This window comes from Arthrobacter sp. TJ-178 (genome assembly GCF_058269275.1).
Genome location: NZ_JBZCNK010000006.1, coordinates 62,715 through 85,021, shown reverse-complemented (window position 1 = coordinate 85,021; position 22,307 = coordinate 62,715). Strand labels below are relative to the sequence as shown.

Annotated in this window: 19 protein-coding genes and 1 tRNA gene; 9 read left to right on the top strand and 11 right to left on the bottom strand. The window is 64.2% G+C overall.

Features of this window, described 5'->3' with window-relative positions:
* Positions 1-10: 10 nt before the first annotated feature.
* From AC4D2Q_RS15910 to AC4D2Q_RS15890, 5 genes are all read right to left on the bottom strand, one after another.
* On the bottom strand, positions 11-916 hold the full coding sequence (locus tag AC4D2Q_RS15910; RefSeq protein WP_490947512.1) for an RluA family pseudouridine synthase: 906 nt from the start codon (positions 914-916) through the stop codon (positions 11-13).
* 335 nt (positions 917-1,251) lie between these two features.
* On the bottom strand, positions 1,252-2,061 hold the full coding sequence (locus tag AC4D2Q_RS15905; protein ID WP_490947427.1) for an Fpg/Nei family DNA glycosylase: 810 nt from the start codon (positions 2,059-2,061) through the stop codon (positions 1,252-1,254).
* Between the two features lie 218 nt (positions 2,062-2,279).
* Entirely contained in the window at positions 2,280-7,364 is a 5,085-nt protein-coding gene (locus AC4D2Q_RS15900) for a DNA glycosylase AlkZ-like family protein (RefSeq protein ID WP_490947426.1), read from the bottom strand.
* Between the two features lie 215 nt (positions 7,365-7,579).
* Positions 7,580-9,283: an HNH endonuclease signature motif containing protein gene (locus tag AC4D2Q_RS15895; RefSeq protein WP_490947425.1), complete on the bottom strand. Its 1,704-nt coding sequence runs from the start codon at positions 9,281-9,283 to the stop codon at positions 7,580-7,582.
* 332 nt (positions 9,284-9,615) lie between these two features.
* Positions 9,616-10,299: a DUF4232 domain-containing protein gene (locus AC4D2Q_RS15890; RefSeq protein ID WP_490947424.1), complete on the bottom strand. Its 684-nt coding sequence runs from the start codon at positions 10,297-10,299 to the stop codon at positions 9,616-9,618.
* Here AC4D2Q_RS15890 and AC4D2Q_RS15885 point away from each other — a divergent pair.
* The gene (locus AC4D2Q_RS15885) at positions 10,298-10,489 is read left to right on the top strand and encodes a hypothetical protein (protein WP_490947423.1); all 192 of its coding nucleotides are present in this window, start codon (positions 10,298-10,300) and stop codon (positions 10,487-10,489) included. The two genes, AC4D2Q_RS15890 and AC4D2Q_RS15885, sit on opposite strands and share 2 nt — an antisense overlap.
* A gap of 14 nt (positions 10,490-10,503) precedes the next feature.
* Here the strand turns inward: AC4D2Q_RS15885 and AC4D2Q_RS15880 are convergent, their stop codons facing one another.
* Together AC4D2Q_RS15880 and AC4D2Q_RS15875 are read right to left on the bottom strand one after the other, a co-directional pair.
* Positions 10,504-11,283 (bottom strand): YcnI family protein, encoded by a 780-nt coding sequence (locus tag AC4D2Q_RS15880; RefSeq protein WP_490947422.1) that lies wholly within the window; start codon positions 11,281-11,283, stop codon positions 10,504-10,506.
* A gap of 101 nt (positions 11,284-11,384) precedes the next feature.
* The gene (locus AC4D2Q_RS15875) at positions 11,385-11,840 is read right to left on the bottom strand and encodes a 23S rRNA (pseudouridine(1915)-N(3))-methyltransferase RlmH (protein WP_490927939.1); all 456 of its coding nucleotides are present in this window, start codon (positions 11,838-11,840) and stop codon (positions 11,385-11,387) included.
* Between the two features lie 78 nt (positions 11,841-11,918).
* Here AC4D2Q_RS15875 and AC4D2Q_RS15870 point away from each other — a divergent pair, with 78 nt between their 5' ends.
* From AC4D2Q_RS15870 to AC4D2Q_RS15855, 4 genes are all read left to right on the top strand, one after another.
* Positions 11,919-12,797: a patatin-like phospholipase family protein gene (locus tag AC4D2Q_RS15870; protein WP_490947421.1), complete on the top strand. Its 879-nt coding sequence runs from the start codon at positions 11,919-11,921 to the stop codon at positions 12,795-12,797.
* A gap of 146 nt (positions 12,798-12,943) precedes the next feature.
* On the top strand, positions 12,944-13,744 hold the full coding sequence (locus AC4D2Q_RS15865; RefSeq protein ID WP_490947420.1) for a GAF and ANTAR domain-containing protein: 801 nt from the start codon (positions 12,944-12,946) through the stop codon (positions 13,742-13,744).
* A 76-nt stretch (positions 13,745-13,820) separates the two neighbouring features.
* Positions 13,821-14,243: a DsrE family protein gene (locus AC4D2Q_RS15860; protein WP_490947419.1), complete on the top strand. Its 423-nt coding sequence runs from the start codon at positions 13,821-13,823 to the stop codon at positions 14,241-14,243.
* Between the two features lie 153 nt (positions 14,244-14,396).
* Complete coding sequence (locus AC4D2Q_RS15855) at positions 14,397-15,419, top strand: DUF808 domain-containing protein (RefSeq protein WP_490947418.1); 1,023 nt, start codon at positions 14,397-14,399, stop codon at positions 15,417-15,419.
* Positions 15,420-15,487: 68 nt separating this feature from the next.
* Here AC4D2Q_RS15855 and AC4D2Q_RS15850 read toward each other — a convergent pair.
* The 3 genes from AC4D2Q_RS15850 to tadA all read right to left on the bottom strand — a co-directional run bounded on the left by AC4D2Q_RS15850 (position 15,488) and on the right by tadA (position 16,669).
* Positions 15,488-15,575: transfer RNA gene (locus tag AC4D2Q_RS15850), tRNA-Ser, on the bottom strand.
* A gap of 75 nt (positions 15,576-15,650) precedes the next feature.
* Positions 15,651-16,136 (bottom strand): pyridoxamine 5'-phosphate oxidase family protein, encoded by a 486-nt coding sequence (locus AC4D2Q_RS15845; protein ID WP_490947417.1) that lies wholly within the window; start codon positions 16,134-16,136, stop codon positions 15,651-15,653.
* 62 nt (positions 16,137-16,198) lie between these two features.
* Positions 16,199-16,669, bottom strand: coding sequence for a tRNA adenosine(34) deaminase TadA (gene tadA, locus AC4D2Q_RS15840; RefSeq protein ID WP_490947416.1), 471 nt, complete (start codon positions 16,667-16,669; stop codon positions 16,199-16,201).
* Positions 16,670-16,776: 107 nt separating this feature from the next.
* Here tadA and upp point away from each other — a divergent pair, with 107 nt between their 5' ends.
* From upp to AC4D2Q_RS15825, 3 genes are all read left to right on the top strand, one after another.
* On the top strand, positions 16,777-17,412 hold the full coding sequence (gene upp / locus AC4D2Q_RS15835; protein WP_490927932.1) for a uracil phosphoribosyltransferase: 636 nt from the start codon (positions 16,777-16,779) through the stop codon (positions 17,410-17,412).
* A gap of 499 nt (positions 17,413-17,911) precedes the next feature.
* Complete coding sequence (locus AC4D2Q_RS15830) at positions 17,912-18,772, top strand: winged helix-turn-helix domain-containing protein (protein ID WP_490947415.1); 861 nt, start codon at positions 17,912-17,914, stop codon at positions 18,770-18,772.
* A gap of 58 nt (positions 18,773-18,830) precedes the next feature.
* The gene (locus tag AC4D2Q_RS15825) at positions 18,831-19,355 is read left to right on the top strand and encodes a SixA phosphatase family protein (protein WP_490947414.1); all 525 of its coding nucleotides are present in this window, start codon (positions 18,831-18,833) and stop codon (positions 19,353-19,355) included.
* 71 nt (positions 19,356-19,426) lie between these two features.
* Here AC4D2Q_RS15825 and AC4D2Q_RS15820 read toward each other — a convergent pair whose 3' ends face one another.
* Positions 19,427-20,884 (bottom strand): dihydrolipoyl dehydrogenase family protein, encoded by a 1,458-nt coding sequence (locus AC4D2Q_RS15820; RefSeq protein WP_490947413.1) that lies wholly within the window; start codon positions 20,882-20,884, stop codon positions 19,427-19,429.
* Positions 20,885-21,062: 178 nt separating this feature from the next.
* Here AC4D2Q_RS15820 and AC4D2Q_RS15815 point away from each other — a divergent pair, with 178 nt between their 5' ends.
* Entirely contained in the window at positions 21,063-22,274 is a 1,212-nt protein-coding gene (locus tag AC4D2Q_RS15815) for an NAD(P)/FAD-dependent oxidoreductase (RefSeq protein ID WP_490947412.1), read from the top strand.
* Positions 22,275-22,307: the final 33 nt, after the last annotated feature.

Here is a 22,307-nt window from a genome sequence, read left to right as displayed (position 1 = left end):
TCTCCCCCGGTTATACCTTCGGAGCGTGGGACAAAGAAAGGCCGCTGCGATACTGCACGGGCTGCTTCGTTAGCGGGTCCACAAAGTCCACGGACCGGGCGAGCAGCTGCAGCGGTTGTTCGTAGTTATCCGGTGCCTGCGGCAGCAGCTCCGGATAGAAGGAATCGTTCAGGATACCGATTCCCAGAGACGCCATGTGGACCCGCAGCTGATGCGTTTTCCCTGTGTGCGGCTGCAAGCGGTACCGTCCAATGCCGTCGCGGGCTTCCAGAAGCTCAATCCGGGTTTCCGCATTCGGCTCGCCCTCCACCTCCTGGGCCAACAGGTAAGTGCGTGACTTGATCATGCGGCTGCGTACGATCCGGGGAAGCTCGAGGTCATCGCGGACCGGAGCCACGGCTTCGTATTCCTTGCTGATCCGGCGCTTTTCAAAAAGGGTTTGATACTTTCCGCGCGTTTCCGGATTGGTCGAAAACAACAGCACTCCCGCTGTCATCCGGTCCAGGCGGTGCATGGGAATGAGATCCGGAATGTCCAGCTGCACCCGCAGCCGAACCAGCGCCGATTCGGCAACATACATGCCGCCCGGCGTTGTGGGCAGGAAATGCGGCTTATCGACCACAAGCAGATTCTCATCCTGGTGAAGGATGTTGATTTCCACTGGGAGCCGCTCTTCGGGCGGCAATTCCCGGTAATACCAGATGAAAGTGTGCTCATTCAGCGGAGTCTTGGGGGTCAGCGGAACACCGCCCAGGCCCACAACCTCACCCCGGACAAACCGGTCCGTGATTCCGTCCGGATCCACGTGTCCAAACCTGGAGAGGACATACTCCATGGCAGTCGTCCACGGCCCGTCAGTTGGCAGTCGAAGACGGGTTGCGTTCACTCCGTTGCGTACCGGAAGGGGGGATTGCATCACCCTTCCAGACTACCGACGTCGCGCACCGGCCATTGACGCCCTCCCAGCAGAGATCTGAAGCAGCGGCCTGAGGCAGAGGTCAGAAAAGGCCGACAAGCGGGCCAGAAGGCGGCGTTGTTTCCGGTTCGTTTTGCACGATTTCGGTCAATCGATCGAGGCAGCGCGTCGCCGTTTCTGCCTCCTGGACGTCAGGGAGTCGGTGACCTCCATCATGCGTTCATGGAGTTGGTGCAGCGTTTCCTGCATCCCGATATTCGATTTGTCGGGTGGAATCAATCGATGGGCGTGCGTTTCGATACTCGCGAACTTGAAGGAGCGAGTCCCTCAGCTGCTTAGCCAGCGTCCATCGCGGCGGCGGGCTGGCAGTAAGGGCAGTAATACAGATCGCGCAGCTCAAGCGCGTTATCTCCTACCAGCTCGTGCACGATCTTCGTCCCGCAGCGAAGACAGCCCCGGGTCTCGCGGTTATAGACCCACAGCGGATCTCCGCGCATATTTCCGGTGGTGATCCTGCGGCTGCGCGTCTTGTTCGCTTCCAGCAGCCGTTTGGACAGGTCGACCATCCGGGGCAGATTGGGCACCTGGGCAACAGGTGTCAGCGGATGCACTCCGGCCAGGAAGCAAATTTCACAGCGGTAAACGTTGCCGATGCCCGCGAGATTCCGTTGGTCCAGCAGCGCCAGCCCGATCGGCCGTTCCGGCACGGACTGGATGCGCCGCAGCGCCTCAGCGGCGTCCCAATCCGGACCCAGCAGATCGGGGCCAAGGTAGCCGACGGCGTCGTCCTCCTCGGAGCGCGGCAGGACCCGCAGGAACCCGAGGTCAAAGCCAACAACCTGCTTTGTATCCGTTTCCAGCACGCAGCGTGCCTTAAACGCCGGCCGCCGCCATCGCTCGCCGCGGTTGTAGACGTGCCACAGGCCCTCCATCTTGAGATGGGAATGGAGAATCCACCCGGTGCTCGCATCGTCCAGCCTGATCAGCAGGTGTTTGCCACGCGAGACGACGTCGGCAACGGTTGAACCGGTGAAGTCGGTTGTCGCGAACTTGGGCACGCGGATGTCGCATTTGGTGAGTTTCTGACCGGCCAGTGCAGCGTTGAGCTCCCGAGCTGCCCGCCAGACTGTGTCGCCTTCAGGCACTTCGTCCTCCGCGGTTGGGAATCTGAGTCTGACATGGAATGCGGCGGCGCCTTTGAGCGAGGCGGTGCAGCTCAGTGAGGCGGTGTTGCTGAGTGAGACCGTGTAGCTGAGCGAGACCGTGTAGCGGAGTGAGGCGGTGTTGCTGAGCGCGGTTGCGGCTGCCCGGGCCGGTACGCCGTCGGCGATCCCATGCCGCCGGCATCAATTGGGCGAACGAATCAGACACGGTAGCGCAACCCCTTCGGCGTCGTGTAAAAACCGGCGTGGATCAGCGCGCGGGAGGCATCCGTGTCCAGAATGTCGGAGCCGTTAACTTTTTCGATCGCCATCTTTTCTGCGGCACCGCGACGGATGATGTCCACGAGGGCACCCGCCGAGAGTTCAAGCACCGCCGGATCCTCCGTGAACGTGAGCAGTGTTTTCCCGCCCCGCTCGGCATACAGGGCCAGGTTCCCGTCCACCAGCACCACCAATGCGCCGGCCTTGCGTCCGGGGCGGTGGCCGCCGTCAAGTGCCGGCCACGGCAGGGCCGCACCATACGGATTCGCAGGATCCGTGGCAGCAAGGGCTACGGCTGTGGGTTCCGGCTTCTTTAGTTGAGCGTCCTCGGAAAACGAGCGGAGCCGGTCCACCGTGGCGGGAACGGCAAACTGTGCCGCACCGAGCTGTTCAATGAAATACCCTCGCCGGCACCGGCCCATTTCCTCAAGCCGGGCCAGCACCCGGTACAGCAGGGCAAACCCGCCCGGAGTGCCCTCGCTGGCCACTGAACCCCGGGTGACCACACCGTACCGGTCAAGCAGGAGCTCGGCGGTGGCATGCGCGTGGATGGTGGCGTCCTGTTCCACGGCGGGAAGCATGCTCCAGCGTCCTGCCACCAGCGCAGGAGCGTTGCGCAGAGCCGGGGGCTGATTGCCGGCAGCGAGGCGCATCGAGCTTCCCGTAAGGGACGCTCCCGGAGCGCGGCCGAGCCGGCCCAGACGTGCAGTCCGGGCCCTGGGCGTTGCCGCACGCTGCTTGTGTGCAGTCTTGCCGCCGGAAAGCAGGGACCGGACAGGAGTGAAGGTGTCGTTGCTGATCCGCCCGGACCAGACCAACTCCCAAAGCGCGCTGATGACAGCGGCGTCCGAGGTCTCTGCACCTCTCTGCGCCAACGCGTCCACCAGCTGCCGGAAGAAGTACGCTCCTCCGCCGGACAACAAATCCAGCAGCTGCAGCTGAAGTTCCGAGGGATCAAACTCAGGCGCCGGATTCAATGTCAGGGGTGCATTTTCCGCCAGGTGAAGCGCAATCCATCCGTCGTTTCCGGGCAGTGATCCGGTTCCGGACCAGATGACCTCTCCCGTGGCTGTGAGCTCGTCAAGCATCGACGGGGAATAGTTCCGCACCCTGGACCCGAGGATGAGCGGTTCCCAGGCCGATGCCGGAATAGGTACTCCGGAGAGCTGGTCGATCACGGTGGCAACGCCGTCGAGCCCGCGCAGCGATGAGCCAACGTTTTGCCAGGCCGGAAGGAACCGGCCATAGGTGGCCGGATCCACCGGTTCCACTTCCGAGCGCAGTGCTGCGAGGGAGCGGCGGCGCAGGCGGCGCAGCACCTCGGCGTCGCACCATTCGGTGCCTGCACGCTCACCTGGGATCGTGATGACGGCGCCGGGGGTGGTGTCCACACCGGCCGCCGCGTCCAGCAGTTGAGTCTCCGCCGGCCGGAACTCTCCTTCAACAACGCGTCCTTCACCCGCGAGGCGCTGCAGGGTAGTGCTGACGACGGCGACGCCGAGTCCCAGCCGCGTGGCGGCTTCCGCAGCGGTGAAAGGCCCGTGGGTGCGTGCGTAGCGCCCGATCAGGTCACCCAGGGGATCGGCCACTGGCTCAATAAAGGCCAGCGGAACACCCATCGGCAGCGGTACGCCCAGGGCGTCGCGCAGTCGGGCTGCGTCCTCGATGGCGGCGTAGCGCTGTTGGCCGGCCACGCCAACCTTCAACGCCCGGTTGGCCCGGACCAGCTGTTCGAGCAGGTCCCCGGCGTACTCGGCAGATGCGGCATGGGCGGCAGCGGCAGCTGCGGTTGGGAGAGCATCAGTGGTGTGGGTATCTGCCGAAACGTCGGACCCTGAGATCTCTGACCCCGAGATGCCCGACCCCGCTGTGCCCGTCACTTCAGCACCCGCTGCAGGCTCCGGGTCGAGGGGCTGCAGGCGTGCAGCCACTTCAGAGACGGTCAGGGGTCCCAGCAGCCGCAGCAAATCGGCGACACCTTCAATGCCCCGCACCCGGCGGTCCTCGGCCAGCCGCTGCAGCTCGAGTTCAATCTGAGCAATGATGCGTGCATCGAGTAGTTCGCGGAGTTCTGCCCGGCCCAGCAGCTCGTTGAGCAGGGTGGGGTCAAGCGACAGGGCGGCGGCACGGCGCTCAGCCAGCGGAGAGTCACCCTCGTACAGGAAAGCTCCGACGTAGCCGAAGAGCAGGGACCGTGCGAAGGGGGACGGCGACGGCGTGGTGGTTTCCACCAGCCGGATTTCGCGGCGTTCGATGCTGGCCGCGATGTCCTTGAGTGCGGGCAAATCGTAGACATCTTGGAGGCATTCGCGCACTGTCTCCAGCACGATGGGGAACGTCGGATACTTTTTGGCGACGTCCAGCAGCTGTGCCGATCTTTGGCGCTGCTGCCACAGGGGAGTGCGTTTTCCGGGATTTTGCCGCGGCAGCAGCAGGGCGCGTGCAGCACATTCGCGAAACCGGGAGGCAAACAGCGCGGAACCGCCAACCTCGGCAGTCACGATCGAATCCAGTTCATCGGGCTCGAAGATGAACAGTTCGGCTCCGGGCGGCTCATCGTCCATCAGGGGCACCCGCAGGACAATGCCGTCGTCGGAGGCCATGGCTGAACCGTCAAGGCCGTAGCGCTGATGCAGCCTGGCTCCCACGGCGAGTGCCCACGGAGCGTGGACCGGCATGCCGAAGGGGCTGTGCAGGACCACCCGCCAGTCGCCGAGCTCGTCGTGGAAGCGTTCCACCACCAGTGACCGGTCGTTGGGCACTACGTCCGTGGCCTGCTGCTGTTCACGCAGATAGGTCATGAGGTTGCCGGTGGCCCATTCGTCCAGGCCGACGGCGGAGAGGCGTTTCGCTGCCGTGTCGTCGTCGGCTCCGGCCATTTCGCGGACAAAGCTGCCGAGGGCTCGGCCTAACTCCACTGGCCTGCCGAGGGAATCGCCGCGCCAGAACGGCAGCTTTCCGGGCTGCCCGAAGGCGGGGGAGACCAGCACCCGGTCATGGGTGATGTCTTCGATCCGCCAGCTGGTGGCACCCAGGGCAAAAACATCACCCACGCGGGATTCGTAGACCATTTCCTCGTCGAGTTCGCCGACGCGGCGGCTGTTCTTGCCTTCGGAGTCGCCCACCAAATAAACGCCGAACAGTCCGCGGTCCGGAATTGTGCCGCCGGAGGTTACGGCGAGACGCTGTGCGCCCGGGCGTCCGGTGATGGTGCCTTCGGTGCGGTCCCAGACGATCCGCGGGCGCAGTTCAGCGAATTCATCCGAGGGGTAGCGGCCTGCCAGCAGGTCCAGCGTTGCGTCGAAGGCCGACCGCGGGAGGCCGGCGAACGGTGCAGACTGCCGGACGACGTCGAACCACTCCTCCACATCGATGGAGCTCAATGCGCAGGCGGCCACGGTCTGCTGGGCAAGGATGTCGAGCGGATTGGCGGGGATGTAGAGGGGCTCAATCTGTCCGGAGAGCATTCGCTCGGCCACCACTGCCGAGTTCAGCAGATCTCCGCGGTGTTTGGGAAACATGACTCCCTGGGAGGTTTCGCCGACCTGGTGTCCGGCCCGGCCTACGCGCTGCAGGCCGCTGGCGACGGAGGGAGGGGACTCAACCTGGATGACCAGATCCACCGCGCCCATGTCGATGCCCAGTTCCAGCGAACTGGTGGCGACGACGCAGCGGAGCCGTCCTGATTTCAGGTCATCCTCAATCAGGGCGCGCTGGTCCTTCGAGACCGAGCCGTGGTGGGCGCGCGCGAGCAGCGGGTTGTCGTCATCAACCGCTGCCTGTTCCGGTTCCCGGTAGCGGATGGAGACTCCGGCCTGGGCCATGAGCTGAGCCGGCGGACGCGTTGTAGGCAGAGGGGCAGGATCCGAAAGAACGGCGCCTGCAGCGCCTGCGCCAGGACCGGCTGTTCCGGTTGCTGCCGCCGACAGGGACAGGGCAGCTGCTTCCTGCCGATACGCGTGGATTTCATTCAGCCGAGCAGTCAGGCGCTCCGCCAGCCGGCGGGAGTTGGCGAACACGATGGTGGATCGGTTCGTCTCAATGAGGTCAACGATTTTTTCCTCGACGTGCGGCCAGATGCTGGCCTGCGGAGCGTAACCGCCCTCCACGGTGTCTTCAACGGCGGGTGTGCCGCCCAGATCCGACATGTCCTCCACCGGCACCGTGACCGTGAGATCCCAGGTTTTTTTGGCTGCCGGGGCCACGATGTGTACCGGGGCGTTTCCGCCCAGGAACCGTGCGACTGTTTCCTTCGGCTCCACAGTGGCGGACAGACCGATGCGCTGCACCGGTTTGGAGAGCATCGCATCCAGCCGGGCGAGGGTCACCGCCAGATGCGCTCCCCGTTTTGTGCCGGCCACCGCATGCACTTCATCGACAATGACCGTGTCCACCTCAGAGAGGGTCTCCCGGGCACGGGACGTCAGCATGAGGAACAGCGATTCAGGTGTTGTGATGAGGATGTCCGGCGGCCGCGTCAGCAGGGTTCTGCGCTCGTTTTGGGGAGTATCTCCTGAGCGGACGCCTACCGTAATTGAGGGTGCGGGCAGACCCAGACGCTTTGCCGTTTGGGTGATGCCGATCAGTGGCGAACGGAGGTTCCGCTCCACGTCAACACCGAGGGCTTTCAGCGGTGAGATGTACAGGACCTTGGTCTTGCGCTTGGGTGCGGCGTTCTTGGTGCGTCCGGACCCTTTTGCAGGGGCTGCCTTCTTTGCGGCGCCTTTGCCCTCCTCCGCAACATGGGAGTTCTCCCCCGGAAAGCCAGCGGTTTCCTTTAGGGTGCTGCCGCTCTCCTCGGCAGCAGCGGCAGACGCAATGAAGCTGTCCAGAGCCCAGAGGAAAGCAGCCAGGGTTTTGCCGGACCCGGTTGGCGCCACCACTAACGCATTGGACCCTTCCGATATTGCGTCCCATGCGCCCACCTGCGCCGGAGTTGGCGCAGCAAAAGCACCCTCAAACCACTCCCTGGTAGCGGGAGTGAACTTCTGCAGCACCGAAGCTCCGGATGTCATGTGCACCATTGTTCCGCACAGGCCTGACACTTTTGGATTCTCTGCGGGAGTTCGGCTGCAGGCCGAATCCAGCCGAGCTGTTACGGGCGGCCCAACATCTCACGCTGCCTAGTGCTCTGCCCAGAGCTCTGCCTAGTGTTCCGCCCAGCGCTCTGCCCAGCGAATTGCGTAGTGTTCCGCCCAGCGCTCTGCCCTGTCTTCTGCCCAGGTCTCTGACTCGTGCTCTACCCGGTGGGCTGCTCTATATCTTGGCTCTCTATGTCTTGGTGCGGATGCAATGCGGTCTCCTGCCCTGGACCTGAAAACCGTCGAAAGTACGTGTTGCGCAGAGGCACCCGCTCCGGATCGACGTAGGCGGGTGGCACGAACCACGGGACACCCGACCTCATGCTGATTCGCCAGTTTTCCTTATGCACTTCATGGTGATGGTGCGAGCACAGGAGGACGCCGTTATCCGTGGCCGTTGGTCCGCCTCGGCTCCAGTGTTGAATGTGATGGGCTTCGGTCCAAGGACCAGGAATCGTACAGCCGGGAAAGGCACATCCTCCGTCTCGTGCGTGCAGCGCCTTCCTAAGATGAGGAGGAAACAGACGCTGCGCCCGGCCAATGTCCAGTATTCGGCCTTCCCCTGAAAGGACGACGGGCAGCATGTCCGCCTCGCAGGCGAGTTTCCGCACCGTTGCTGCCGGCACCGGCCCCGTGAATGCGTATGAACCGGGCATGACGGAGTCGGGACTTCTCGTCGGGCCCTGGTCCGGGGAAGGAGCTTGCCCGGAGTCCAAGCCTTTGACCAGGGATCCGTAGTCGAATTCCTTTAGGAGGGAGGGGGCATCTATGGTCACCAGGACTTGGGGACGCAATCCGCCGGATGCAGGAATGCCACCCTGAGCCAATGCAGCCTTCGCAGCATCTACCAGCCCACCCAGCAAACGTTGTGGGCGCGTGCGACGATCCAACCGGGATGCAACCTCTGCTTCAGGCAACTTCCCGTCGGAACGCTGCGCAGAGCCCGGTGCCGCATGGGCGCCGTCAGTTGTCCCCACGCCGCTTGTTGGGCCGGCGGCAGCGTTCATCACCGTCAGGAGCGTCTCGTGCTGTTCGGCAGTGCAAAAGATATTGAGATGATTCAGGCCGTTCCGCTTCCGTCCGGAGAAGATTCCTTGAAAGCGCCGCAGCTCCTCCTCCGAGGGTTCCGCACCGTCCTGATCGGTAATGAGCACCCAGCGGCGGGCCGTGCGGACAAGGAAGTCTTGGTCCTGCAGTCGGGCAATGGAGGAAAGATCCGTTTCCATTGCAGATGCTGTACCGGCGTCGGTGCGGTGGCGGACCTGATCTATGGCGTCGGCAACGATGGCGGCAGCGTGAGAGGAGATCTCTCCAGCCGCAGCGCTGTCTGCGAGAACGGGGAGGGCCGGGGTGAGATGTTCCCCGGAGGTGCTGACTGCCGGCAGGAGAACGGAGGCCAGTTTCAACCGCCGGTGCGCTTCGCCCCGGCTGATGCGAAGCCGGCAGCGCATGTAGTCCGCTGTTGTCCGGAACTCGGCGTGTACCTTTGCGGATGCGTGCTGCGCAGGCGAATCACGCGCATCGGGAGTATCAGGCATGCCCGACGGGTCAGGGGCGCCAGCGGAAATTTCAGACAGCACGGATGGAGCCGAGCCAAAAACTCCAGCTACACGATGGTTCTCCAGTGCCCCCGCGCAGACAATTTGCAGATACTCCACCGTTCGAGACAGGGCCTCCACCTGAGCGGCAAGGTGAACCGCCTGACCCGTGCTCATGAGAGCAGCGGCACGGACGGAACCCTCGCGCAGGATGTCCATCGTGTCTGCACAATCAACTGTTAGCTGCAGAAACTCAATGGGTCCGGGGTGCGCGACAGGATCGCCCGGACTGCCGGGCATCTCCGCAGCAAGAATCGTCTCCATATGACGATTCTTCCGAAAAACAGAAGTCCGAACAGAAAAAGAATCTTTATTGTGCATAAGATTCCACGCACGCTGTCCTGTGGAGGGCAACTTGCCCGCGCCATCCTGCGACCCGCGCACCTGGCTGTCTGCGGCCCGCTTGTCAGTGCTGCCCGTGGCGACCCACGCCGCCTGGATGTCTGCCGCTCGGCAACCGGCTGTCCGACTACCGGCGCTTGGCAACCGGCTGTCCGACTACCGGCGCTTGGCAGCCGGCAACCGGCTACCGCGGCAGTCGGCACGCGCCACTCGGCAACCGTCTACAAGCCACCGGCCCCACCCGGCTCGGGACCCTACCGCTTCTGCAGGGTGCTGATGGTCAACAATTCCACATTCGGGTTTTCGCAGGCGAGGATCGGGTGCTCGATCGTCAGCGACTCAAGATCTTCCGGCGGGTAAACCATCAGCTGGGTCGCCTGATGCGATTCGCATTCGGCGCCATAGTTTTCGGCGCGGGTTTCCTTCAATTCGGCCACCATTGACTGGCCGGGCTCCAGAACAAAGGATGTGCCGGCCGCTGGTCCCTCGCCCGAGCGAACAGCTGCTGCTCCGATCTGTTCTCCTGAGCCGTCAACGTAGGAGACTCCGGGGAAACCGGCGGCGGCGGTGCAGGCGTCCGGCGAGACGTTGGTCAGCACCAGGGTGCGGTAGACACTGCCGGCAGCGCCTCCGCCCTGGGTCTCTTCAACTTCGCCCGCCAATCCTGAAGCGGCACAGGCGACAGGCTCACCTGAAACGCCCCCGGCCGGGGGAGTTGCCTCGGGAAGGGCGGAGCTCGGAGATGTCATCCCGGATTCGCTTGCGGAAGGTTCCAGGCTCGGGGTGGTCTCCGGGGATGCAGAAGGGGAGCCGGAGGCGGAAGCGGAAACGGAGGACGACGACGACGGCGCTGCCGACGGTGCCGAGTCCTCTCCGCCGCTGGATCCGCAGCCGCCGACTGCCAGCACAGTGCCAAGGGCAACGGCGGAAAGTGTCATGTTCTTCCACGACGGTATGGTTCGCCCCGATACATTTTTCCGCGGTGCCGGGCTATTCCGCGACAGCTTGCTATTGTCCGAGGGCGAGGCGTTTCGCAACGATGATTTTTTCCATGACCGGTTATTCATAGGGTCACTTTCCACTTACCTGCGGTGCATCGTCAATTACGCACCGCAGGTGGCAGAATAATGACGCCGCAAACGTTACGCTTTCCGGGTTCGGTAAAGGGCGGCAGCTCCGAGAACCAATCCCAGAATGCCTGCACCGAGGCCCGCATAACCGGCAACGGCTGCTGCTTCCACATCATCCTCATCAACGGGGTCATCGTCAGCGGTGCCCTGTTCATCAGCGCCGTCCCCCGCCGCACCATTGCCGGCGCCATCACCGCTGCCGCCATGAGCGCCGCCGTTTCCGCCGTCGTCGGACGCGTTGGGCGCAGTGCTTACCGCAACCACCGGGGCCGGGAACTTCAGATCCTCCGCGGACTGGCCGTCACCGGCAACCTGGGACCAGTCAGTCTGGCCTTCCACACAGGACTGCAGTACCGGGAACGCCAGGGGATCCCCGGACCCGTCGGGAATCCGGACACTGAGCTGGAACGTGTCACGGATACCGTCGGGCAGCGGACTGTCAGCTGTGAAGACAACCTGGCTCGTCCGCGACCCGATGGAGGTGCCGTTCTCCAGAACCCGCGGTTCCTTGAACTCCTCGGTGACCTTGCTGATGCTCCAGCCGGGATGGGCGGTGGGAACGGCATCGGTGACCTGCTCGGGGAGGGTGACCGTGATCGCCGTCGTCGGCGAGCCCGAGCATCCGTGGGACGTCTCGAACGTGAGCAGCGTGCTGGCTCCGGCGTCGGCGGACTCAGGGGAGACATGGACGTGCGCCGACGCGCCACCAATGCCCGCAGCCATCAGGAGGGCGGTTGCGGCGGCGGCAGCTCCCGCGGAAGCCAGGGAACGGGAAGGACGGGGATGGCGCATGGAAAAGCCTTTCAGCGGCGGGCAGCGGAGGGAGAAAGCTGTGTTCAGGGTTGCCCGGGCAGTTGGTCTGCCGGAGCCAGGGTGGTGCGGCGGAGGGAAGACTATTCGTGGTGGTACGGGCGTCCGCCGGCGATTTCCTGTGCCCGGTACACCTGTTCGGCAAGGATCAGCCGCACCAGCTGGTGGGGGAATACCAGGGGGGAGAGGGACCAGATGAAGTCGGCGCGGTCGTGCACGCTCTGATCCACGCCGTACGCACCGCCGATGATCAGCGTGACGTTGCGGGAATTATCCAGGGGCTTTTGCAGAGTCTTGGCGAGGGCGGGTGAGGTGATGGCTTTGCCCCGTTCGTCCAGCAAAATGACGTAATCGCTGCCCACCTTGGCCAGCAGCCGTTCGGATTCCTCCTTGCGCGCGGAATCACCCTCGCGTGCAGAATGCGGAATGGAGACCCAGGTCAGGTCAAAGGGCTTTTTCAGCCGCTTTTCATAGCGGTGGATGCCATCCACCACCCAGTCCTCATGCTTCCGGCCAACCATCAATACTCGCAGTGCCATAACTCCATTGAATAGCAAGTGGAAGAACATCGAAAAAGTTGTGGGCGCGCTCACACTGCTGCGGTCTAGACTTCCCGCATGACAAACAGAAACGGAACGCGTGCAGTGGTCCTGGGCGGCGGAGGAGTGGCGGGCATCGCCTGGGAGATCGGAGTCCTCGCCACTTTGCTGGAACATGGCGTTGAGCTGAACGACGCAGACCTGGTGGTCGGCACGTCCGCCGGCTCCGTCGTCGGGACGGCCCTGCGGTTAGGCGTCCTGCGCCAGGTGCTGGCGGCGCAGCTGCATGAAGATGATCCTGCGGAGAGCACCATGGAGCAGGGCGAACTGACGCATTTCAGCACCGAGCAGTTCATGAACATGATGGCCGCGGCTGCCAGCGGCCCCGGTGGTGAGCAGGAAGCCCGGGCCCGGATTGGCCAGGCGGCGCTCGCGGCCGGCGAGGGACTTTCCGATACTGCCTGGGTGAACACCATCCGTTCGCTGCTTCCCGCCCGGTCCTGGCCGCCCGCGCTGCTGAAAGTGACCGCCGTAAATGCCGACGACGGCGAGTTCACGGTTTTCGACGCCGGTTCCGGGGCCGAACTGGCTCTGGCCGTTGCCGCGAGCTGCAGCGTTCCCGGAGCCTGGCCGCCGGTGCGGATCCACGGCATTCCCTACATGGACGGCGGGATGCGCTCGGCGTCGAACGCCGATCTGGCGGCGGGGTACGACAAAGTCCTCATCCTGTCCTGTGCACCGGAGGCCCCGGACAGCCCCTTCGGCCCCACCCTGCCCCAGGCACTGGAAACCCTGAAAGCCGGTTCCGACACTTATCTGATCGAGGCCGATGACGCCAGCCGGGCCGCCTTCGGATCCAATGTTCTGCTGCAGTCCACACGCCGCCCGTCCGCTGTGGCCGGCCGGGAGCAGGGGGCTGCGGTGTCCGACGCCGTCAAGGTCTTCTGGGGCTCCTAACGGCCGCGGGCGGAGCCCTTGGGATGCTGAAGGGCCGACCGGTGCGGGATAACAATCGATGCTGTAATGGAAAGAGAAACTGAACGTCCCCGCGCGGACGGCAGCCCACCCTCAGGGCCATTCCTACAACCCAAAAAACCGGTGATATGTCCAGCGACAACGATTCTGCCCAGCTCCCAAATGATCTCGACGAGTTTGTGTCCGAAGCAGTGCTGTCCGAGAACACCTACCGCAGGGACTATGCCGGTCTCCTGCAGGACATGGTTCTGGAAACCACTGATGTGGAGAGCTTCCTCGAGGACCTCACCCGCCTCACCGTGGATACGCTGGCTCCTGCGGGACGGGAGCTCTTTTGCGGCGTGACCCTGCTGCGCCCGGGCAGCGCCGTTACGGTGGCCAGCGACACCGAGGATTCGCGCCGCATGGACGAAGTCCAGTACAAGTTCGGAACCGGCCCCTGCCTGGAAGCGGCACGTACCAACAAAACCGTTCTGGTCCGGAACATCATCGAAGATCCGCGGTGGACGGATTATGCCGAGGCGATTGCCGGCTTTGGACTGCGGTCGATCCTGGGCGTTCCCATTCCGCTGGACGGTCAGGCGCAGTGCGGCCTGAACGTGTACGCGCGGGAAGTGGACGCCTTCACGGACGAAATGGTCCGCGAAGCAGAGGAATTTGCCCGCAGTGCGTCCACATCGCTGCGCCTCGCCGTGCGCATCGCGCAACTGGCCGAAAGCAGGGAAAACCTCAGGGCCGCGATGGGATCACGCACCACCATCGACCTGGCCGCAGGAATTATCATGGCCCAGAACCGGTGCAGCCAGGACGCAGCCGTCACCATCCTCAAAGCCGCCTCGAGCGCACGCAACCTGAAGCTGCGCGACGTTGCCGCCGCCGTCGTCGCCTCCGTGGGAGAGAAGGAACCCAAGACACATTTCGTGGACTGACGCCGGTACCCGGTTCGACGACGACGCCGGCCGCCGAACGCTGTTCCCCTCCGGCGGGCAGGGGGACACTGGGTGAATGGAACATGCAGACGCAGACGCCGCACGCACTCAGCAGGGACCGGCGGCTCAAACGAACGAAGCCCGGGACAACCCTGTGCAGCCGGGGCTGGTGATCCATGGGTTCGGCCCCGACAGCGGAACCTGGCTGGCCGGCCTGCTGCGAAGCGCGGGAAATGCGCGGCGTGCGCTGGGCCCGGAGCGGGCGGTTGAAGTGGTGGTGCAAGGGTTGGGGGTCCGGCTCCTGCGCGCGGGCATTGGGGATCAGAGCGCCCTCGACGGCGCACTTTCGGCAGACATTCACGTCCTGGCGTGCGAGAACAGCATGACCCGTGCAGGAGTGCAGAAGGATGAGCTGCACCGGGGCGTGGAAACGGTGGATGCCGCAGTGGCTCATCTGGCCCGCCGGCAGTGGGAAGGCTGGGCGTACGTCCGGTTGTAACAAGGACTGCAGGCGCTGCTCGCACAAAGGCTGGATCACAAAGCCGTGATCACGAAACAGTAACCTTCCCAACTATAATTTCGATATGTCATTCACATATATCTCCCGAGGTTTCCACGCCCCGACGACCCTGGTGCAGCACGGAGCTGTTCGTTGAGCGGCGGTCTCGTTGCCCTGCTTGACGACGTCGCTGCCCTGGCACGCATCGCCGCAGCCTCTGTGGACGATATCGCCGCCGGTGCCGCTAAAGCAGGAGCCAAGGCCGCCGGCGTCGTCATTGACGATGCCGCAGTGACACCCCAGTATGTCTCCGGCGCAGACCCGTCCCGCGAACTGCCGATGATCAAGCGCATCTTCTGGGGATCGCTGCGGAACAAGCTGCTGTTCATCCTGCCGGCACTGCTGCTGATCAGCGCCTTCATTCCCGTCGTCATCCCGTTCATCCTTATGCTGGGCGGCACCTACCTCTGTTACGAGGGCGCCGAGAAGGTCTGGCACAAGTTCTTCGGGCACCATGAGGCGGCAGAGGCGCCCGCGGTGGAGCGGGGACCCGGAGCGGAGTCCAAGGTGGTCAAGGGTGCCATCACCACCGACTTCATCCTGTCCTGCGAGATCATGGTCATCTCCATGAACGAGGTGGGTGACGCGTCCATCTGGGTGCGGGCGGCCATCCTCGTAATTGTGGCCATCTTGATCACCGTGCTCGTTTACGGCGCCGTTGCGCTGATCGTCAAAATGGACGACATCGGCCTGCATCTGACGCGGAAGGACTCAGCCGGCTCCCAGCGGTTCGGTGCGCTGCTTGTGAGGGGCATGCCGGCCGTGCTGGCTGCCATCACCTTCATCGGGACGATCGCCATGCTGTGGGTGGGCGGCCACATCATGCTGGTGGGCGTCCATGACCTGGGCTGGGATGCGCCGTATGACCTGGTCCATGCCCTGGAGCATCCCATGGCCGGCATCGCCGTTGTCGGCGGTTTCCTGGGCTGGCTCGTGAACACGCTGTGCTCGGCCGTCATCGGATTGGCCTGGGGCCTGGTTGTCATGGCTGTCCTGCACCCCCTGATGAAGGTTCTGCCGTTCGGCAAGAAAAAGGACGGGCACGACGACGGCGACACTCGGGCGGCAGCCGCCGGCCACCGTCCGCAGACCCCGGATACCGATTCGGCCAGTTAGCCAATAAGGTCGTCAGCAAAACAAAAGACCCCGCTTCCTTTTACAAGGAAAGCGGGGTCTTTCTCATTTGGCGGTGACGGTGGGATTTGAACCCACGTTGGCTTTCACCAAACAACATTTCGAGTGTTGCACCTTCGGCCGCTCGGACACGTCACCATCGCGTCAACCTTACCGGGTAAAGGGCCGATGCCCCAAAACGGCTGGCTGCGCTGTGCCGGGCGGCTACCGAAACTAGAGGTCGACGACGTCGTTCTTGCCGATGTTGGGGGTATCCCCGGTGACGGCGCTCTTGGCGATCTTAAACATGGTGGCCACACGAGGCTCATCCGTCGCCCAGTATTCAGCGGTGTCCGAATTCACCTTGATCAGGGCAATGGAAGGATCGTCCCGGCCTTCGTCAAACCAGGCGCTGACCGAGGACTTCCAGAGTTCCTCGATCTTGCCTTCGTCTTTGGTGATGGAGGCCGTGCCGCTGATGGAGAGGTAGCCCTTGGAATCATGCACCGAAACATTCACATTCGGATTGGCCCGGATCTCATCCGCCTTGGGGGAGGGGTCCTGGGTGAAGAACCAGAGGTTCCCGTCGGAATCCGTTTCCTGCAGCTGAAGCGGCCGGCTGACCAGCTTGCCGCTGAGGTCCTGAGTGGTCACCTGTGCAATGTCGGCGTGCTCGAGGATTTTGACGACTGTATTCAGTCCGTCCTGATCTGAACTCACAATTGAACTCCTTCGGGTGTCGGGTTCTGAGGTAGTAAGCCTACGTACGAAACTCGCGACTGTCAGCCTGATCGCCGAGAGCCGAAAAAGTCGGTGAGCAACCGGGCGCACTCCGCTTCGCGGACCTCCGGAAAGACCTCCACCCAGTGGTTCAGCCGGCGTTCGCGGAGAATGTCGAAAACCGATCCGGACGCGCCCGCTTTTTCATCCCAGGCACCAAACACCACCTTGGGAATCCGCGCCAGGACAATCGCCCCGGCGCACATGGCGCACGGCTCCAGCGTGACCACCAGGGTGCAGCCCTCCAGCCGCCACTCACCAACCGCAGCTGCCGCCTGCCGGATGGCCACCACTTCGGCATGTGCGGTCGGATCCCCGGTGGCCTCACGTTCATTGCGTCCGGTACCAATGACGGTTCCGTCGGGGCCAACGACGACGGCGCCGATGGGCACGTCCTGCGTCGCCAGGGCGCCGCGCGCCTCGGTGAGGGCAAGGTCCATCCAGGACTCGTGCTGCTGCGTGGGGGGCATCATGATTCCATCTTCCCGCAGTTTGGCGCCTGTCCTGCAGTGCGCCCCGGGGCGCTGCCCTGCGCATGCTCCACAGGATGGAGTTCCGCCGCGGGTGGTATTTTTGAAGCATGCGCGTACTTGTAGTGGATCACCCCCTAGTTGCCCACAAACTCACCGTTCTCCGCGATAAGGACACCCCTTCACCGGTGTTCCGCCTACTCACGGAAGAACTTGTCACCCTCCTGGCTTATGAAGCCACCCGCAACGTCCGCGTTGAGCCCGTCCAGATCGAGACTCCGGTCACGTCAGCCGTCGGCACCGGCCTGGTCAAGCCCACTCCCTTGGTGGTCCCGATCCTTCGGGCCGGCCTGGGAATGCTTGAAGGCATGACCCGCCTCGTCCCCACGGCAGAGGTCGGATTCCTGGGCATGGCGCGCAACGAGGAAACCCTCGAAGCGATCACGTACGCCGAGCGTCTGCCCGATGACCTCACCGGCCGCCAGGTCTTCGTCCTGGACCCCATGCTGGCCACCGGCGGAACACTCCGCGAAGCCATCAAGTTCCTGTTCCAGCGCGGAGCTGCAGACATCACGTGCATCTGCCTGCTGGCTGCACCGGAAGGCCTCGAAGTGCTGAAGGCCGAACTGGCCGACGCCAACGTCACCATTGTGCTGGCTTCGATCGACGAGCGCTTGGATGAGAAGTCCTATATTGTGCCGGGCCTGGGCGATGCCGGCGACCGACTCTACGGCGTCGTCGACTAAAGGACCCTGTCACCGCTAGATGGAACGTCCACCATGTGGACGTCTTGCTGAATGCTTGACTCGCACCCGTTTATGAGCTCACTTATGAACGGGTGCGTTTTTTATGCCCTCAAGCGCTCGATCCGCGCTGATTACGGCTCTCTGACGGGACTGGTAGCCAACCCGGATCACTGCCGGGTTTCACCCAAAAGGGTGAGGTGCGTCACAATGGACCCCAATCAGTCCACATGGTGAGACAAGTGATCCATTATTACTTGCGCTCCCCCCTTTGTTACATGCAATAATCCGTAATGTGAACATCCACACGGCAGCACCTGTCGCAGTCCTTCTCAACGGCATCGTTGAGAAGCAGCGCTGTTGTCGAATGCTCGCCTGAGTTACCCACCCCCATCTCTCAGGCACCACTCAGGCCCAATGACGGGCGAAACCGCGCCATCTCGACCGGGCCCACCCCCAGCATTCGAGCCGTGATGACGGTCACTCACAATGAGGTTGCAACATGTCAGTAGCATCAGGGTACGTACACATCTCACTGCGCAATGCGCAGAACCGCGCCGGTTCCGTTCGGCCCAGCGCAGCGGGGGAATTTCCCCGTCAGTATGGTGGGTATGCACCGCAGCAGTACGGGGTTTCAGGGTTTTCCCAGCAGCAGGCACGTCCGCTGCAGGCTGTTTCGCCGGCCAACGACGCGACGCCGATGACGGCACCCACCCCCGTCGTCACACCCAACGGCATTCCCGGTCCCCAGGCGGTCAGCAACGACACCGTTGCCCGCGGCTTTGTCATCTACGTGGGATTGGACGAGGACACGGCGGCTGCCAACGGAACATCACTGACGAAGCTCGCCCAAGAGGTCCGCGCCTACATTCAGACTCTTTGCCCCGGCGCCCAGAGCCATGCGGCCGTGGCGCTGGCCCCGGCCGAGGCAGCGGGAGCCGATATCGACGTCGTCCGCCAGGCACTGGGGGACCCGACGGCGCAGCGCCGCCCCCGGCCGGAAGCCGCACCTCCCGTGCAGGCACATGCCGCACCGCGCCCGTCCGGTGTCCTGATTGACCTCTCCCGCCGGGAAGTGCACCTGGACGGGGACACGCTGAACCTGACATTCAAGGAATTTGAACTCCTCAATTACCTGGTGGAGAACGGTACCCGGACCGTGGGCCGCGAGGAGCTGCTCGCCGGGCTGTGGAGGAATGTCGAGGAAGTGCCCAACGAGCGCACCATCGACGTCCATATCCGGCGCCTGCGCTCCAAGCTGGGGCGTCTCGCGAACACAGTGCGCACAGTCCGGGGGCAGGGCTACCGCTTCTACGAGCACCCCGAAGTTGTGGTCTGGGCGGCGCCGGAATACAGCATCTGATGCTGCGGCGGTGCCGGTGACGGATTTCCGGAGCCGGCACCGCCGATAGACTGGGCCAATGAGCGGCCACCACCTTAAAAAGCTGATGCTCCTGCGGCACGCGAAGGCGGACTGGCCCCGGGATGTTTCCGACCACGAGCGTCCGTTGTCCGGACGGGGCCACCGTGACGCGCCGCTGGCCGGACGCTGGATGGTGGAGAACAGTTCCATCCCTGACTTCATCCTCTGCTCGTCGGCGCTGAGGACCCGGCAGACCTGCACCTGGATCTGTGAGGAGCTCGGGGACAAGGGACCCACGCCCAAACTCGAAGACGGGCTCTACAGCGCGCCGGCCACCCGAATACTCAGCATCATCAACAATGTTCCGGAGACCGTGACCAGTCTGCTGGTGATTTCCCACCTTCCCGGCGTGCAGGACCTCGCCATGCGGCTGGCCTCCGTGACGTCGGATGAGGAGTCCGTCATGGAGATGGCAACGAGGTACCCCACCTCGGGGCTTACCGTCATGGAGACGGACAAGCCCTGGGCGGAGCTCGACGGCCGGGACGCACGCGTCACTGACTTCATTGTCCGCCGCGCTTAAGTGCCCGGCAGGGCGCCGCTAGCTGGAGCCGCTTCCAGCCGGCGCCTGCCCCTACAGCCCGCGGGCTGCGCTTACAGCCCGTACTTCTCCAGCAGGCGGAGCCAGATTTCGCTGATCGTGGGATAAGACGGGACCGCGTGCCATAACCGGTCCAGCGGGACCTCGCCCGTGACCGCAATGGTTGCGGAGTGGAGCAGCTCGGAGACGTCGGGTCCGGCAAATGTCATGCCGACCAGGACCTTTCGATCTTCGTCCACCACCATCTGCGCCCAGCCCCGGTAATCGTCCGAATGCAGCGCGGAACCGGCCACGGAGATCTCCAGCGCGGTCTCCGAGGCATTGATCCCGTCGGCCCGCGCCTGCTCCAACGTCCGGCCGACCATTGCCAGTTCCGGATCAGTGAACACCACCTGGGGAACGGCAAAGTGGTTGGCCGTGGAGGCTTCGCGGCTCCAGGGTACCGGAGCAGCGGTAGCGGCCAGATCACCCCGGGCACGCGCAGCGATGGCAGCCCCGGTGGCACGGGCTTCGTACTTGCCCTGATGTGTCAGCAGGACCTTGCCCGCCGCATCGCCAACCACATACAGCCAGTCGGTTCCGTCCACCAAGCCGGAATCATCAGAGTCCAGCCGCACAGCGTCCAGCCCCAAATCCTCCAAACCCAGGTTGGAAAGGGCCGGAGTTCTGCCGGTGGAGACCAGCAGCCGGTCAGCAGAGAGCACCGTGCCGTCGCCCAGACCCATTTCCACGCCGCCGTCCGCACCCGGGCGCACAAAATCGGTGTGGGTGTTGGTGCGGATCTCCACGCCGTCGGCGGCAAGACCTGCCTTCACCAGCTCCCTCGCAGGTTCCGGGTACATCTGCAGCACTTCATGCCGCGCCACCAGGGTCACCTTCGAGCCCAGGCGTGCCCATGCCTGGGAAAGCTCGGTGCCCGAGACTCCGCCGCCGAGCACGAGCAGCCGGGCGGGCACCTCCTGCGCCGCGGTCGCTTCCCTGGTTCCCCAATAGTCGACGCCGTCCAGCCCCTGCAGCGGGGGAGGAGTTGGAACCGAGCCCGTGGCCAGCACCACGGCCCGGCGGGCGGAAATGGTGAGGGAACCGCCGTCGTCGTAATCCACCCGCACCTCGCGCGGCCCGGTGAGGCGTCCGCGCCCGCGAACCAGTCCGATTCCGGTGTTGCGAACCCACTCCTCCTGCCCGGAATCATCCCAGTGGGAGGTGAAACTGTTGCGCCGGTCCAGCACGGCCTGCGAGTCCAGGCGACCGGTCACCGCCTCACGGGAGCCGGCAACGGTTCGCGCCGCCCGCAGCGCCGTCCCCGGACGAAGAAGGGCCTTGGACGGCATGCAGGCCCAGTAGGAGCATTCCCCGCCAATGAGCGAAGGCTCCACGAGGATGGCTTCCAGGCCGTCCTGGACCACCCGTCCGGCCGCGTTCTCACCCACCGCTCCGGCGCCCAGAACGACGACGTCGGTCTCCAGGTGCTGCGGGCGATGTACTTCGGGGCTTTGCTCCTGATCAGTCATGAACAGAGCTTGGCATGCCGGGCCGGCGGACGGAAGCCGGGGAAGGAACGGGTACGCGGAGCACGTCCGGGAACGCACCGCTGCCTGTGAAGACGATGAGGGTCGAGAGTTTCCCGAATCCTCGGGGCCGTAGTCTTAAGGGGCATCTTCAACGTTCTTCGGCTAGGAAAACAACACTATGGCTCTTGGATCCGTTCTCATCGTCGGCGGGGGCATGGCGGGCTTCGCAACGGCCAGCCAGCTGCGTTCCCGGGGATTTCAGGGGCAGCTAACGATCGTTGATCCCGAGGGGCTGCCCTATGACCGCCCGCCGCTGAGCAAGGACTATTTGCTGGGCACTAAGTCCGCAGAACAGATCCTGCTGGCCGATGCGGCGTGGTTCGCTGAGCAGAAGATTGATGTTGTTACCGGCCGGGCTTCGGCCTTGTTCCCCGACGAGGGCGGTGTCCTCCTCGAGGATGGGCTGAGTCTCACGGCCGACAGGATTGTTCTGGCAACCGGGGCGTCTGCCCGCCGGCTGGACATCCCCGGAGGCGATCTGACGTCCGTGCTGCAGCTGCGCACCCGTGCGGATGCCGACAGGCTGCGCGCATCCCTGACCCCCGGAGTCCGGCTGGCAATTGTTGGTGCGGGCCTGATTGGTGCCGAAACGGCGTCGGCAGCTTTGGATCTCGGCGCACAGGTGACCTTGATTGATCCGGTCAGCCCGCCCCTGGTTTCTGCCGTGGGCTCGGAAATTGCGAACCGCCTGCACCGGATGCATGCGGCCCGCGGCGTTCGCGTGCTGACCGGAATTCCCAAGGCCATTACCGCGGACAGTACCGGCCATCACATTGCCATGGGCGGGGGCGCTTCGATCGACGCCGATCTGGTGCTGGTGGGAATTGGAGTTCTGCCGGATGTCACGCTGGCTGCAGATGCCGGTCTGGACGTGGACAGCGGGGTCCTCGTGGACGAGCACCAGCTCAGCAGCCATCCGCACATTTATGCCGTGGGGGACGCGGCCCGGACCCGGCTGGGCGACGGCACGCTCCTGCGGCGGGCCGAGCACTGGGAGCATGCCCGGAACACGGGCACCACCGCCGCTGCCGCCCTGCTCGGCCAGGCGCTGCCGGACCACGGTGCGCCGTGGTTCTGGTCCGACCGCCACGGCGTCCACCTCGAAGGCGTGGGTTCCATGTCCGGGGAGGGGACCACGGTGGTCAGGGAAGCGGACGGCGTGCCGGTGGCCGGCTTCCGCCTGGACCCGGCGGGATACCTGGTTGGCTGTGCTGCCATTAACGGCGGCCTGCTGGTGCGCGCTGCCCGCCGCATCATCGACCGCCGCATTCTGGTGGATCCGGCCAAGCTGGCAGACCCGGCCGTCGATTTAAAGCGGCTGGCGCGCTGAAGCGGCCGGCTCGCAGAGTCGACCGCCCTGGCA